The sequence below is a fragment of the Actinomyces sp. ICM39 genome (assembly GCF_000282935.1).
Taxonomy (GTDB): Bacteria; Actinomycetota; Actinomycetes; order Actinomycetales; family Actinomycetaceae; genus Pauljensenia; species Pauljensenia odontolytica_B.
The window spans coordinates 1-13,592 of the sequence record NZ_ALCB01000123.1; the positions used below are offsets into that span (position 1 = coordinate 1).

12 protein-coding genes and 1 tRNA gene are annotated in these 13,592 nt (G+C 67.4%); 1 reads left to right on the forward strand and 12 read right to left on the reverse strand.

Translation table 11 applies throughout. From position 1 onward, the window contains the following. Window positions 1-37 precede the first annotated feature (37 nt). From HMPREF1137_RS08070 to galK, 12 genes are all read right to left on the reverse strand, one after another. A complete protein-coding gene (locus HMPREF1137_RS08070) occupies window positions 38-436 on the reverse strand; it encodes an FKBP-type peptidyl-prolyl cis-trans isomerase (RefSeq protein ID WP_009054172.1) in 399 nt (132 codons plus the stop codon). A 36-nt stretch (window positions 437-472) separates the two neighbouring features. After that, window positions 473-1,492 carry a Bax inhibitor-1/YccA family protein gene (locus tag HMPREF1137_RS08075; protein ID WP_009054176.1) on the reverse strand — a complete coding sequence of 340 codons (1,020 nt, stop codon included), beginning with the start codon at window positions 1,490-1,492 and terminating at the stop codon, window positions 473-475. 153 nt (window positions 1,493-1,645) lie between these two features. Beyond that, a tRNA-Leu gene (locus HMPREF1137_RS08080) sits at window positions 1,646-1,722 on the reverse strand. Window positions 1,723-1,775: 53 nt separating this feature from the next. Beyond that, window positions 1,776-2,744: a Ppx/GppA phosphatase family protein gene (locus HMPREF1137_RS08085; protein WP_009054163.1), complete on the reverse strand. Its 969-nt coding sequence runs from the start codon at window positions 2,742-2,744 to the stop codon at window positions 1,776-1,778. A gap of 60 nt (window positions 2,745-2,804) precedes the next feature. Continuing rightward, on the reverse strand, window positions 2,805-3,314 hold the full coding sequence (locus tag HMPREF1137_RS08090) for a DUF501 domain-containing protein (RefSeq protein ID WP_009054162.1): 510 nt from the start codon (window positions 3,312-3,314) through the stop codon (window positions 2,805-2,807). After that, a complete protein-coding gene (locus HMPREF1137_RS08095; RefSeq protein ID WP_009054169.1) occupies window positions 3,311-4,060 on the reverse strand; it encodes an FtsB family cell division protein in 750 nt (249 codons plus the stop codon). The genes HMPREF1137_RS08090 and HMPREF1137_RS08095 overlap by 4 nt, the downstream gene beginning before the upstream one ends. Window positions 4,061-4,170: 110 nt before the next feature. Next, a complete protein-coding gene (eno, locus tag HMPREF1137_RS08100; protein ID WP_034497459.1) occupies window positions 4,171-5,448 on the reverse strand; it encodes a phosphopyruvate hydratase in 1,278 nt (425 codons plus the stop codon). Window positions 5,449-5,632: 184 nt separating this feature from the next. After that, the gene (locus HMPREF1137_RS08105; RefSeq protein WP_009054166.1) at window positions 5,633-6,229 is read right to left on the reverse strand and encodes a hypothetical protein; all 597 of its coding nucleotides are present in this window, start codon (window positions 6,227-6,229) and stop codon (window positions 5,633-5,635) included. 54 nt (window positions 6,230-6,283) lie between these two features. After that, window positions 6,284-9,862, reverse strand: a complete 3,579-nt coding sequence (mfd, locus tag HMPREF1137_RS08110; protein ID WP_009054160.1) for a transcription-repair coupling factor — start codon at window positions 9,860-9,862, stop codon at window positions 6,284-6,286. A gap of 54 nt (window positions 9,863-9,916) precedes the next feature. Further along, window positions 9,917-10,519, reverse strand: coding sequence for an aminoacyl-tRNA hydrolase (gene pth, locus HMPREF1137_RS08115; protein ID WP_034497462.1), 603 nt, complete (start codon window positions 10,517-10,519; stop codon window positions 9,917-9,919). Beyond that, window positions 10,509-11,372 carry an SGNH/GDSL hydrolase family protein gene (locus HMPREF1137_RS08120; protein WP_009054156.1) on the reverse strand — a complete coding sequence of 288 codons (864 nt, stop codon included), beginning with the start codon at window positions 11,370-11,372 and terminating at the stop codon, window positions 10,509-10,511. The genes pth and HMPREF1137_RS08120 overlap by 11 nt, the downstream gene beginning before the upstream one ends. Before the next feature lie 101 nt (window positions 11,373-11,473). After that, window positions 11,474-12,721, reverse strand: coding sequence for a galactokinase (galK, locus tag HMPREF1137_RS08125; protein ID WP_009054165.1), 1,248 nt, complete (start codon window positions 12,719-12,721; stop codon window positions 11,474-11,476). A gap of 132 nt (window positions 12,722-12,853) precedes the next feature. On the opposite strand from galK, the gene HMPREF1137_RS08130 reads away from it, so the two are divergent. Continuing rightward, window positions 12,854-13,402 carry a 2'-5' RNA ligase family protein gene (locus tag HMPREF1137_RS08130; protein ID WP_009054168.1) on the forward strand — a complete coding sequence of 183 codons (549 nt, stop codon included), beginning with the start codon at window positions 12,854-12,856 and terminating at the stop codon, window positions 13,400-13,402. The last annotated feature ends 190 nt before the right edge of the window (window positions 13,403-13,592 follow it).

Consider the following 13,592-nt stretch of genomic DNA (forward strand, 5'->3'; position numbering starts at 1 on the left):
CACGAATGTGCCGACCCGCCCCGCATTGGCCATGAGATCAGTTCACGCCGAGGATGTCGGTGACGAACACGAGGGTCGCGCCGCCGGGGATGCCCGCCTGCGGGACGCCACGCTCACCGTAGCCGAGTTCAGCGGGGATGGACAGCAGGACGCGGTCGCCCACGCGCTTGCCCACGAGGCCCTCATCCCAGCCGGGGATGACCATGCCGACGCCGATCTGGAAAGACAGGGCGCCGCCGCGGTCGAAGGAGTTATCGAAGTCCGCCTTCGAGCCGAAGACCGCGCCGTAGTAGTGGCAGGTGATGGTGTCGCCGGCCTCGACCTCCTGGCCATCGCCAGCGTGGAGGACCTCGACGACGAGCTCGTCGGAGGGGGTTCCGTCGAAGGAGAGGACGGGCTTACGGCCGAATTCGCCGGTCACAGAGATGTTTTCCATAATGTCTTTCCTTAAGGGTTTCAGTGAGGCGGCACGTCAGTCGCGGCGCATGAAGTAGGACAGGATCTTGAGGATCTCAAGGTAGATCCAGATGACATCGGTCATGATGGCGAAGGTGCACAGCCACGAGTACTTCTCAGGCACGTTGTTGGCGACGCCGACCTTGACGGCATCAAAGTCGCGCACGACGCACAGCACTCCGATGAAGACCGCGAGGACGCCGATGATGATGCCGAGCGGGATCCCGAAGACGGTGATGTTGCGAACGACCGCCATGTTCACGAGGCCGGTGCCCGACAGGAATAGGCTCGCCATGTAGTAGATGAAGAACGCGAAGGAGCCGATGCCCGCGACTCGGGTGAGCGTGTTCGAGTTGCGCACGAAGCCCATCGTGAAGGCACCCAGTGTCACACCAATCACCACGAGGGTCGCCAGAACGGCGCTCACCACGATGCCCGGGTACATCATTTCGAAGGCGCAGGACAGCGCTCCGAGGACAAAGCCCTCAACGAGCGAGTACACGACGATTGCGCCGGGACGCACCTTCTTGGAGAACTGGATGAACAGGGCGAGGCCCAGCGTCACGGCGCAAGCAGCGAAGGCCACAAGCATGGCAGCGCTCAGCGCAACGATGCCCGTCATCCATCCGGCCACCGCGCCCACGAGAAGCAGGCCGAAGCACATGAGGGACTTGACCACGACGTCGTCGTAGGTCATCGCCCCGCGGTCCACCGCGTCGGCGGCGGGCGCATTCAGCATCGCCTCGTAGGAGTCCATGGAGGTCTCGTAGCCGCCCTGCTGGCCCTGGGGGAGGCCGTAGACGGGCGCGCCCTGAGGCGCCGGGTAGGTGTTCTGTGCGGCGTACTCCGTCGAACCGGTCGCGTAGCCGTACTGCGCATCGGCACCGCCCTGCGCGTAGGGGTTCGTCGAGCCACCGTAGGGGTTCTGCGCCTGCTGCGAGGCGGGCTGGTACCCGGGCATCGCGGGGTATCCGGCGGGAGTCGTCTGCTGGGTCGACCAGTCTTTGACGATCGAGTTCATCACCGGGTTGGCCATATTTCCTCCTTGGTCAGTGATGTGCTGCCTCTATTGTCGCACGAGGGACCCACGGGTGGGAAACGCACCATTATGCGCGCAGCGCAACCCTGCGTCCACACGAGGGACGGTGTGCGCATCACGGGCCACGGCCTCGTCGATGAAGACTGCGAATGGTACCCCCGGTGGGACTCGAACCCACAACACACCGATTTTAAGTCGGTTGCCTCTGCCAATTGGGCCACGGGGGCGCGTCGGGCGCACGTCCAGCCTACGGGAGGCAGGCGCTCGCCTCAAGCTCCGCTCAGATCATCGCCTGGGCGATGCCATCGAGGATGTCATGCTCGGAAGTGACCACCTGCTCGATCGGGTGACCGGCGGCCTGGGCACGCGCGAGCACTCGCGTGACGATGCGGCTCCAGATGAGCGCTCCGGCAGCGATGACGTCTTCGCGTCCCTCCGGCATGAAGCCCAGGGAGGCCTTCACGGACGTCGGCTGATCGACCATGAAGCGCACGGCCTCGTCGAACTGGGCGGCGCTCAGTCGGGCACCGTGGATCCGCTCGGGCTGGTAGGAGGTGAGCCCCAGCGCCTGGGCGGTCAGGGTGGTGACCGTGCCCGCGACACCCACGAGGCTGCGCACGCGCGTCAGGTCCACGGACTTTTCGGCGCGATCAAGCTGCTCGTCGATCCACGCGATCGCGCGCTCCTGATCCTCGATGGGGACTCCGCCTGCCGGGTCCACGTGGGAGAAGAACTTCTCGGTGACGCGCACGGCACCCATGTCGATCGAGATCGCCTGCTCGACGCGGGTCGCACCCAGCACGAGCTCAGTCGAGCCGCCGCCGATGTCGACGACCAGCATCGGGGCAGTCACGGACTCACCCAGGCCGCTCACCGCGCCATTGAAGGACAGGGATGCTTCCTCCGTGCCGACGACGACCTCGGGTTCCACGCCGATGACGGCCTTGATCTGGCGCACGAAGTCCGCGCTGTTGGAGGCATCACGCGTCGCCGAGGTCGCCACAAAACGGGTGCGGGTCGCGCCCAGGGCCTCGATCATGCGCTGATATTCGACGGTGGCCTCGACCGTGCGCTCAATCGCCGCAGGATCCAGGTACCCGCGCGCATCGACGCCCTGTCCCAGGCGCACGATGCGCATCTGGCGGGTCAGGTCGGCGAGTTGAGGGCGTCCATTCTCGTCGATGTGTCCGTCGGCAACGAGCAGTCGGATCGAATTGGTTCCACAGTCAATGGCAGCTACGCGGGTCATTGCTTCGTTTCTCGTGAGATGAGTCCCGGACGAGGCCGGGGCGAACTTCGGAGGGGCCACTCAGCAGGAGCAGCGCTCGGTGGAGAACAGGCCACGCTCAGCGAGCATCGCAAGCGCACGATCCCCGATGGGATTGACGCCGGGACCCGCGGCCAGGGAGTGGCCAACGAGAGCGTGCAGACACTTGACGCGCGTGGGCATGCCGCCCGCGCTAACACCCGAGATCTCGGGGACGTCACCCAGGCTCAGGCGCGCATCGATGTAGGCCTGATGCGCACGCGCGTATGCGGCACGCAGCTCCTCATCGACGGCGAGTTCCTCGTTGAGGGTCTCCATGACGTGTTCCGCCTCGAGGGTCGAGGCGCCCTTCACCGCGGCCGGGTGCGTCAGGTAGTAGGTCGTGGGGAAAGGAGTCCCATCGGGCAGACGAGGAGCGGTAGCCACGACAGTGGGTCGACCGCACACGCAGCGCGCGGCGATACCAACGACTCCGCGGGGCACGCGGCCCAGCTGGGAACGCAGGACCTCCAGGTCCTCTTCGGTTGCGTCGGTGGTGTTAACGAGGCTCATTCTCCGCTTTCTTGGCCGGTGGTAGTCGCCTGGCCCGACTGGCTGGTGTCAGCCGACGGGATAGGCGTCGTGTTGGGCGGCTGATCCGCCTTCCCCACTAGGATAGCGAGCTGCTGCACCCAGGGGCGCGCCGGTCCGGTCGACGCCGCTGCCGCCGCCAAGGCGGAGTCCTGGTATTGCGGCCCCGGATCCACCACCGTGTATTGGGTCTCACCGGGTCGCACGTAACCGAGGCGCTCGCGCGCCTGCGTGGAGATATAGTCGGGGTCGTTCCACAGATCCAGCTGTCGCTGCATGTCAGCGTTCTTCTGCTGCTGCTCGGCCACCTGGGCCTTGATCTGCGCCAGCTCGCGTTCCTGCTGCCACCACTGGTACAGGCTGGGCACCAGCATGACGGACAGGATCGCCGCGACAGTGAGGACGACGACGAGGCGCGTCGACACATCCAGGCCGCCGATCGACAGGACGGAGCGCCCCTCCCCTACGGGCCGCGTCGACGCTTTCTTCTCCGTCCGCTTGCGCGAGCGGAAAAAACGGCGGCCCGAGCCCTCCGGCTTCTCCTGCTTCGCCACCTTCACGCGCTTCTTTACCGAGGCCTCGTCCCCCTTCGAGGACTTCGCGGCCTTCGCCGCAGCCCTGCGCTGACGCGATTTTTCCGCGTTAATCTCACGCGTCGTACGCGCTACCTCCGAAGCGGAGGAGCGACGACGCGAGGAGGGGCGGGAAGAAGGACGACGACTAGCCATTCTTCTATCGTGCCCTAAGTTGACGTCTTTGGCTCAGCCCCACGCCGTGAAAAAGACTCCGCGCGGACCCTTGCGGGTCCGCGCGGAGCTATGCGGCTAGTTGCCTAGGCTCACTTGAAGCGAGGGAAGGCAGAGCGGCCGGCGTAAACGGCGGCCTCGCCCAGCTGCTCCTCGATGCGCAGCAGCTGGTTGTACTTGGCGACGCGCTCGGAACGGGCGGGAGCACCGGTCTTGATCTGGCCGGAGTTGGTGGCGACAGCCAGGTCGGCGATCGTGGTGTCCTCGGTCTCACCGGAGCGGTGCGAGGTCATCGAACGGTAGCCGTTGCGGTGCGCTTCCTCGACGGCGTCGAGGGTCTCGGTCAGCGAGCCAATCTGGTTCACCTTGACGAGCAGCGCGTTCGCGGCGCCCAGCTCGATGCCCTTCTTCAGGCGAGCGGGGTTGGTGACGAACAGGTCGTCGCCGACGAGCTGCACGCGGCCGCCGATCTCGGAGGTCAGGGCCTTCCAGGCGTCCCACTCGTCCTCGGACAGCGGGTCCTCGATGGAGACCAGCGGGTAGTTCGAGATCAGCTTCTCGTAGTACTCCACCATGTAGTCGGTCGAGCGGCCTTCGCCCTCGAACTGGTACAGGCCGTCCTTGAAGAACTCGGAGGAGGCAACGTCCAGGGCCAGGGCAACGTCCTCGCCCGGCTTCAGGCCGGCCTTCTCGATCGCGGAGACGATCAGGTCGAGAGCCTCAGCGTTGGAGTCCAGGTTGGGGGCGAAGCCGCCCTCGTCGCCCAGACCGGTGGACAGGCCGCGGTCCTTCACGACGCCCTTGAGCGTGTGGTAGACCTCGGCGCCCCAGCGCAGAGCCTCACGGAAGGAGGGAGCGCCGATGGGGGCAATCATGAACTCCTGGATGTCAACGTTGGAGTCCGCGTGGGAGCCACCGTTGAGGATGTTCATCATGGGGACGGGCAGGACGTGAGCGTTGGGGCCGCCCAGGTACTTGTACAGGGGCAGGTCCGCGTACTTCGCGGCGGCCTTGGCGACGGCGAGGGAGACGCCGAGGATGGCGTTCGCGCCGAGCTTAGCCTTGTTGGGGGTGCCGTCCAGGTCGATCATGGCCTGGTCGATGTAGCGCTGATCGTCAGCTTCCTCGCCGATGAGCTCGGGAGCGATCTGCTCGACGACGGCGTCAACGGCGTCCTGGACGCCCTTGCCGAGGTAGCGGCCCTTGTCGCCATCGCGACGCTCGACGGCCTCGAACGCGCCGGTGGACGCGCCGGAGGGAACGGACGCGCGCGCAGCGGTGCCGTCCTCGAGGACGACCTCGACCTCAACGGTCGGGTTACCGCGCGAGTCAAGGATCTCGCGTGCACCAATGCCTTCAATAACTGCCACGTCATTCTCCAATCGATGTTGTTGCGTGGAAGCGGTCAGTACAACGGTAATACGGACCGCCATATGTGGTCACCCCCGGCGAGGGGGACGTTATGTTGTGAGGGACTTTCACCCCTCGTTTTGTGCCCGGGCAAGCGACATTAGTCCCTGCCAGAGGCACTGTGAGCGAATACTCACACGCTCATTAGTGGGCGGTACCGCCCATCAGCGCAGTCATGGGATCCTGCTGGCCACCTGAGACGGCGTCGCCGAACAGAGGCGTCGCAGGAGCCTGACCTCCACCCAGTGACGGCTGAGTGAAACGCGGGTTAATGCGTGCGTCGGACGTTGCGCGGGCCTGTGCGAAGACCTCGTTCATGGTCGACGCGGCAGCCGGATTCGCATTTGCGAACTCGCTAAGCCTCTGGCCCAGGAACATGGAGCGCACGGCCTCACGCGTCGCTCGGCTAAGCTCGGGGACTTGACCGCCAGCCTTCTGCGCTATTTGAGCGATAGTGACATCGATCTGCTCATCGGTCACAGCGACGCCCACGGCGGCCCCCACGGCCTGGAGCTGCGGACCATTGACGAGAGAGGCACGCACCTGCTGTGCGCCAACCCCACTCTGCCCGCCCGTCACTGCATTGAGCTGGGCGACAGCCTCGTCAACTTCCGCAATGCTGTAGTCGCCGTTGGAGGTGCTGACTGCAGCACCGGGATGGGCGGAGCACGCCCCCATTCCCAGTCCTGCGGCCACAATCAGGGCGGCGGTGGCGAGCTGGCGTGTGTAGCGCACGAGCATTCCTTCCTCAGATGTGTTGCAACGCAATAGGACCAGTGTATTCCACCACAGGCACTACTCGCCAAAAGGCACGAGAATCTTGGTCACCAGAGTCTCCACCCACTCCAGGAGCGGGCCGTCGGTGAGCGGTGATCCACCGACGCGCGAGGTGAGCGGTAGCGGCACGAGAACCTGACGAACGGCGGCTTTAATGACCGTTCCAGGGTGCAGGCGCTTGAGGCGCATGACCTGGGAATCACGCAGTTCAACGGGCGAGACGCGCAGGTACTTGCCCTGCGTGACGATTTCGGTGATCCCCGCGCGGCGCACGATCTCGCGCAGACGCGCGACGGCGAAGAGCAGGTCGACCTGGGGCGGGATCGGACCGTATCGGTCGACGAGTTCCTCGCGCACGTCCGCTTCCTGTTCGGGCGTGGAGATGGCCGCGATCTTGGCGTAGACCTCCAGGCGTAGGCGCTCGCCGCGCACGTAGCCGTCGGGAATGTGTGCGTCGACCTGCAGGTCCATGCGCACGTCCGTCTTTTCGGTGGGGGCGTCGCCTCGGTAGGCGGCGACCGCGTCGGAGACCATGCGCACGTACAGGTCGAATCCGACGCCTTCGACGTGGCCCGACTGGGCCCCTCCCAGGAGGTTTCCAGCGCCTCGGATCTCAAGGTCGCGCTGGGCGACGGCCAGGCCTGCTCCCAGCTCGGTGTTGGCGGCGATCGTCTTGAGGCGCTCGTGCGCGGTCTCGGTGAGCGCCTTGTCGCCGGGGTAGAAGAAGTACGCGTAGGCACGTTCGCGGCCTCGTCCGACGCGCCCGCGCAGCTGGTGAAGCTGAGACAGGCCAAAGGTGTCGGCGCGATCCACGATGAGCGTATTCGCGTTGGAGATGTCCAGGCCGGTCTCGACGATGGTCGTACACACGAGGACGTCAAACTCGTGGTTCCAGAAGTCCTGAATGACGGCCTCGAGCTGGTGCTCGTTCATCTTTCCGTGGGCGGTGCGCACGCGCGCCTCGGGCACTAGCTCGGTGATGTGGGCGGCGACCGAAGAGATCGAGTCGACGCGGTTGTGCACGTAGAAGACCTGGCCGTCGCGCAGGAGTTCGCGCCGGATCGCGGCGCTGACCTGGGCGTCCGTGTAGGCGCCGACGAAAGTCAGGACCGGCTGGCGTTCCTCGGGCGGGGTCTGGAGGATCGACATCTCGCGGATGCCGGAGATCGCCATCTCAAGGGTGCGCGGGATAGGCGTGGCGGACATCGACAGGACGTCGACGTCGGTGCGCAGGGCCTTGAGCGTCTCCTTGTGCTCGACGCCGAAGCGCTGCTCCTCGTCAATGATGACAAGGCCGAGCTTCTTGAACGAAACGGTACCGGTCAGCAGCGAGTGGGTGCCGATGACCAGGTCAACCTCGCCCGAGGCCAGCCCCGCCTTGACCTCCTCGGTTTCCTTCGGGGTCGAGAAGCGCGAGAGCGTGCCGATGCGCACGGGGAAGCCCGCGTAGCGCTCGGCGAAGGTTTCCGCGTGCTGGGTGACCAGCAGGGTCGTGGGCACGAGGACGGCGGCCTGATAGCCGTCCTGGATGGCCTTGAAGGCGGCGCGCACGGCGATTTCCGTCTTGCCGTAGCCGACGTCGCCGGTGAGCAGGCGGTCCATGGGGACAGGCTTTTCCATGTCGGCCTTGACCTCGTCGATGGTGACGAGCTGGTCGGGGGTCTCGACGTAGGGGAAGGCGTCTTCGAGTTCGCGCTGCCAGGGGGTGTCGGGGCCGAAAGCGTGGCCCTTGGTCTGCTGGCGCACGGCGTACAGGCGGATGAGTTCCTTGGCGACCTCGTTGACGGCTTTCTTCGCGCGGGCCTTGGTCTTGGCCCAGTCGGCGCCGCCCATCTTGGTCAGCGAGGGCTCGTCGGATCCGGTGTACTTCGAGATCTGGTCCAGCGCGTCGGTGGGCACGAAGAGCCGGTCGGCGGGCTGGCCTCGCTTGGAGGGCGCGTATTCGATGACCAGGTAGTCGCGCGTCGAGGCGGCATCACCGCGGCCGATCGTGCGGGAGACCAGCTCGATGAAGCGTCCAATGCCGTGCTGGTCGTGGACGATGTAGTCCCCGGGGTGCAGGGTCAGCGGGTCGACGCCCTTGCGCCTGCGCGAGGGCATGCGGCGCATATCGCGCGTGGATGCTCCCGCTCGCCCGGTGAGGTCGCCTTCGGTGAGGATCGCGACCTTGAGGTGGGGCGCGACGAAGCCGACGCCAGCCTGCGCGGTCGTAATGGTCACGAGGCCGGGGTCGGGGCGCGCTTCCACGTTGTCCGCGAGCGCGGCCGGGCACGAGGCGTCGGTGAGGATGGAGCGGATGCGTCGGCCGGGGCCGGGGCCTTCGGTGGTGACGACGATACGCCAGCCGTCGCGGGCCAGGTCAGTGAGGTCGGCGGCGGCTCGGGCGAAGTCTCCGCGGTAGGGGTGTACGTCGCGGGCACCCACGCGCATGAGGGTGGGAGAGACGACGACGGGCGCGGGGCCGTCCGCTGAGGGCGAGTCGGCCTCGTTGATCGCGGAGGCTAGGTCGGCGGGCGGCAGGTCGGTGAGCTCCCACCAGGGGCGCGTCCCACTCCCCCACAGGTCGGACAGGTCGAGGAACGAGGCCTTGGAGGCCTCGAGCGGGGTGTCTGCTCCCCCGGCGGCGGCGCTCCACGCGGCGGCGAGGAACTCCTCGGTCGTGGCGACAAGGTCGGCGGCGCGGGCACGGATGCGTTCGGGGTCGGAGGCGAGGATCGGCGAGCCCGCGGGCAGCAGGTCAAGGAGGGACTCCATGCCGCCCACGAGGATGGGCGCCAGGGATTCGATGCCGGGTGCGGCGATTCCTTCGGCGGCGAGGCTGAGCATCTCGGCGGCGCCGGGCAGGCGGTCGGCGGCCTCACGTGCGCGGGCGCGCACGGCCTGCGTGAGGAGAAGCTCACGGCAGGGAACGGCCCACAGGCCGTCGGCGGCCTCGCCGAGGGTTCGCTGGTCGGAGACGGAGAAGGCGCGGATGTCGTCGACTTCGTCGCCCCACAGCTCCACACGCAGGGGATGGGGTTCCTGGGGCGGAAAAACGTCGAGGATGCCACCGCGCACACTCATCTGGCCGCGGCCTTCGACCATGTCGACGCGCTCGTAGCCCAGCTCAGCCAGACGATTCGTGGTCTCGGTGAGGTCCAGGATGTCGCCGGTACGCACGCGCACTGGTTCGAGGTCAGCCAGGCCGGAGATGATCGGCTGGAGGAAAGCTCGGATGGGGACGACGAGGACCGACAGCGGACCGGCACTGTCGTCTCCCTTGACCGGGTGGACGAGGCGGCGCAGGACGGCGATGCGACGCGCCATCGTGTCGACCTGGGGCGAGAGTCGCTCGTGGGGCAGGGTCTCCCACGCGGGCAGCATGGCCACGCCCGGGATCCACGAGGCCAGGGCGTTGGTCAGCGATTCGGCGTCACGCCCGGTGGCCGTCAGGACCACGAGGGGCGTGGCCGCGCGCGAGGCGACGGCCGCAAGGAGAGGCGGCCGGATGCCGACGGGCGCGACGATCGTGCCGGAACGGCCGGCTTCGACGGAGTCGATGGCCGTCTCGATCGCGGGATCGGTGGTGATGTCCGGGAGGAGTCCGGTGAGTAGCACGCGCTGCCTTTCGCGGTGAGGGTGCGCGGCGACGCCCAGGGGGCGCCGCCTCGATCAGGACCCGGTGTGCAGGGCCATCTGGGTGGGGGCGAATCCCTTGGTCACGATGTCTTCGACGACGTCGGCGGCCTGCTCGAAGGTCACGTCCCAGTCGGGGCGTTCCTTGGAAGGCAGGGTGGCGAGCACGTAGTCGGCGGGGTCCATGCGCCCCGGCGGGCGGCCCACGCCGATGCGCAGGCGCGCGTAGTCGCGCGTGCCCAGGTGCTGGCTGAGGGACTTCAGGCCGTTGTGGCCGCCCTCGCCCCCGCCGACCTTGAGGCGCAGCGTGTGCGCGGGCAGGTCCATGTCGTCGTGGATGACGAGGATGCGCGAGGGCTCGATCTTGTGGAAGGTGGCGAGCGCGCTGATCGGCCCACCGGAGGTGTTCATGTAGCTGTCGGAGCGCGCGAGAATCACGCGCGGTCCAGGAACGCCACCGGGGCCAATACCGAGGCGGACATCGGCGGTGTGCGTGCGCGAGCGGTGCGAGGTGAGGGTCGCGCCGCCGCGCGAGGCGAGCACGTCGAGGGTCAAGTACCCGACGTTGTGTCGGGTGGAGGCATACTGCGCGCCGGGGTTACCTAACCCGACGACGAGCCACGGTCCGTCAGTCGTCATACTCCGATTGTGCCACCCGCGCCGAGAGCATGTCCCACTGGGGGGCGTCCTCGACGACGGGGGCTGCCTCACGTCGAGACGCGGCCCACGCGTCGGCGAAGAGCTGTGCCCACTTGGTGTAGGCCGCCGAATTCGGGTGGAAGAAGTCCGCAGCGTGGTAGGCGAACGTGTAGGTCGGCAGGGAGTATTCCTGCGTCAGGGAGCGCAGATCGACGACGGTCGCGTCGCTGTCGGAGACGGCCGCCGCGATACGGTCGGACATATCCTGCGCGCGACTTTCCTGAGGCATGATGCCGAAGGACGGAATCGTGGAGACGAGGGCGTTCGCGGGCAGGGCGGCCAGGACTCGACGCAGGCGCTCTTCGAACTGGCCGGGGGCCATGTCCTCGGTCATGACGTCGTTGCCGCCGATGGTCAGCGTCACCAAGTCGGGGCTGTACGGGCCGTCCAGCAGACCCAGGCCGCGCATCTGCGGAATCTGAGTGAGTTCCACGGACTCGATCGTGGCCCCGGAGAGGGACAGGTTGAGCAGAAGGACCTCGCGGTCCATCTGCGCGGCGATAGATGAGGCGAGGCGGGCCGGGTAGGACTCGGTGACGCGCGAGGCGCCCACGCCCTGCACGGAGGAGTCGCCGAGGGAGACGATCAGGTATGGACGCTCGCCCTCGGGATGTTCGTCGAGCTGGCGCAGGCGTTCCAGGGTCGCCAGGTTGTGGTTTTCCCAGGCCTTGCGGTAGTCACCGCGCTGGGAGTCCAGCCGCAGGAGACGCCCAATCGCCAGGCCGCCGCCGAAGAGGCTCGCGCCGCCGGCTGCCGCGCCCGCTACCTGCCATGCTCGTTTGCTGATCCCCATCGGAATGTCCTTCCCTCGTGTCTGCTGGTCCTCAGTGTAACGAGGCCGGGGCCGGTGCTTCAAATGCTGAAGCACCGGCCCCTCGGTTTGTCACAGATTGCTCAGTCCAGGCGTCCGGCGGGAGGTCCCGGGAGGGATCGGATGAAGTGGGGAGGCTCCCAGCCTCGCTCCGCGTAGGCGGCCGCGACGGCTCGCGCCACGCCCTCCACGGAGTGCGCATCGACAAGCGCGATCGCGCTACCGCCGAAGCCTCCGCCCGTCATGCGTGCTCCGTGCGCGCCCGCAGCGCGGGCAGCCTCCACGGCCACGTCCAGCTCCTCGCAGGAGACCTCGTAGTCGTCGCGCAGAGAGTCATGCGAATCGTTGAGGAGGGCGCCCGCGACCGCCAGTCGCGTCCCCTCGAGCGGCCCCTCGTCGAGAAGCTCGATAAAGGCGCGCGTCCGCGCGATCTCGGAGACGACGTGACGCGTGCGCGCAGCCAGGCGCTCATTGCCCAGCGCAGCCGTGGCCTCGTCCAGGTCCTCCACGTCCACGAGCTGACCCACTCCCAGGATGCGCGCCGACTCCTCGCAGTCCGCACGGCGCGACCCGTACTGGCCATCCGCCAGCGAATGCTTGGCACGCGTATCGATGACAAGAAGCTCGAGGCCGACCGCGCTCAGGTCGAAGGGAACCTGGCGCGTCGACATGTCGCGGCAGTCGAGGGCCAGCGCGTGCCCCTCGCTGCATCGCAGCGACGCCGTCTGGTCCAGGCCACCCGTGTTCGCACCCGCCACCTGGTTTTCCGCGGCGCGCGCCGCGTCCACGAGGACCTTGCGTCCCTCGTCGTTGGGGGCCTCGATCGTGCCCGCAAGACCCAGCGAGCACACCTCGTCGAGGGCGACCGCGGTTGCACACTCGAGCGCGGCGCTCGACGAGAGGCCTCCGCCCAGAGGCACGCACGACCACAGGGCCGCATCAAAACCGGGCAGGGGCCCGTATCCGGCCTGCTCGAGCGCCCACGCAACGCCAGCCAGGTACGCGGTCCAGTGGTTAGTCACCTCGCCGGGCGTCCCCTTCGGGCCGATCACGTCGAGATCGAGGACGTCGATCGCCTCGCGCGTCTGCGGCGAAATCAGGCGTATCGTCCGATCCTCACGAGGCGACAGCGCCACGTAGGCGCGGTGCGGCAGTGCAATCGGAACGCACGGACCGCCGTTGTAGTCCACGTGCTCGCCAATGATGTTGACACGCCCGGGCGCGCTCCACACGCCACGAGGCTCGTAGCCAAACGCGTCACGGAACAGGTCTGCGGCCTGCGCGGCCCCTTCATCGGGAGTAGCGGCGTCGGCCCACACAAGATCAGTCACAAGATCCTCCTTGGTCTCACTTCCCCAAGGCTACGTGAACGCCCTCACACCCTTCAAGCGCTACGGCCTCATCGAACCCACCCCGACACCCGGTACAGTGGAGCCACCACAACCGCGACACAGGCAGGCCCCATGTTCCTCCCCCAACGACTCCCCGGCCAGGACTGGCTCGGCGTCGTCGTCGCGATCCCCGAACCGTGGGTCACACAGCTCACCGACCTGCGCCTACGCCTGGGGGACCTGGCCGGATCACGCATCCCCGCGCACATCACGCTGATGCCACCCACGCCCGTCGCACGAGAAGCGCGCGCCGAGGTCATCGACCACCTGCGCTCGATCGCCTCGCGCCACGCCCCCTTCCGGGTCACATTGTCCGGCACTGATTCCTTCCGCCCCGTCTCCAACGTTGCCTTCATGACGCTGGCCGAGGGCGCCTCCGCCTGCACGGATCTCGCCGAGGAAATCCGCTCCGGCCCCCTCGACCACGACACGCGATTCCCGTACCACCCGCACGTGACGCTGGCACAGGACGTGGACGACATCGCCCTAGATCTTGCACTCGACATCGGCGCGACCGTCGAGGCCTCGTGGATCGTTCCCGGCTTCCGTCTGGACCGCATTGACCCCTCGGGCATCTACTCCTCGATGGCCCTGTTCGACTTCGACGCCTCCGGGCACTGATTTCCTGCCAGACTGTCGCCCGCTCTTTCCACCGCCCGCTTTCCGCGCGGTAGGATCCCTGTCCGCCCGCTCATCACGCGCTCATCGACCACTTATCGCCCGCTCATCACGCGCTGGTGTTCCGGGCGCCGAATGGCCCGGCCGTGGGGCCGGGCTGCGCCGTGGGCGGCGGCCCGCCCGCGAGCCGTCC

What these genes read in the sequence shown, in the direction of transcription:
- HMPREF1137_RS08070 (WP_009054172.1), bottom strand. Translation starts at nt 436, where the DNA reads ATGGAAAACATCTCTGTGACCGGCGAATTCGGCCGTAAGCCCGTCCTC.
- HMPREF1137_RS08075 (WP_009054176.1), bottom strand. Translation starts at nt 1,492, where the DNA reads ATGGCCAACCCGGTGATGAACTCGATCGTCAAAGACTGGTCGACCCAG.
- HMPREF1137_RS08085 (WP_009054163.1), bottom strand. Translation starts at nt 2,744, where the DNA reads ATGACCCGCGTAGCTGCCATTGACTGTGGAACCAATTCGATCCGACTG.
- HMPREF1137_RS08090 (WP_009054162.1), bottom strand. Translation starts at nt 3,314, where the DNA reads ATGAGCCTCGTTAACACCACCGACGCAACCGAAGAGGACCTGGAGGTC.
- HMPREF1137_RS08095 (WP_009054169.1), bottom strand. Translation starts at nt 4,060, where the DNA reads ATGGCTAGTCGTCGTCCTTCTTCCCGCCCCTCCTCGCGTCGTCGCTCC.
- HMPREF1137_RS08105 (WP_009054166.1), bottom strand. Translation starts at nt 6,229, where the DNA reads ATGCTCGTGCGCTACACACGCCAGCTCGCCACCGCCGCCCTGATTGTG.
- pth (WP_034497462.1), bottom strand. Translation starts at nt 10,519, where the DNA reads ATGACGACTGACGGACCGTGGCTCGTCGTCGGGTTAGGTAACCCCGGC.
- HMPREF1137_RS08120 (WP_009054156.1), bottom strand. Translation starts at nt 11,372, where the DNA reads ATGGGGATCAGCAAACGAGCATGGCAGGTAGCGGGCGCGGCAGCCGGC.
- HMPREF1137_RS08130 (WP_009054168.1), top strand. Translation starts at nt 12,854, where the DNA reads ATGTTCCTCCCCCAACGACTCCCCGGCCAGGACTGGCTCGGCGTCGTC.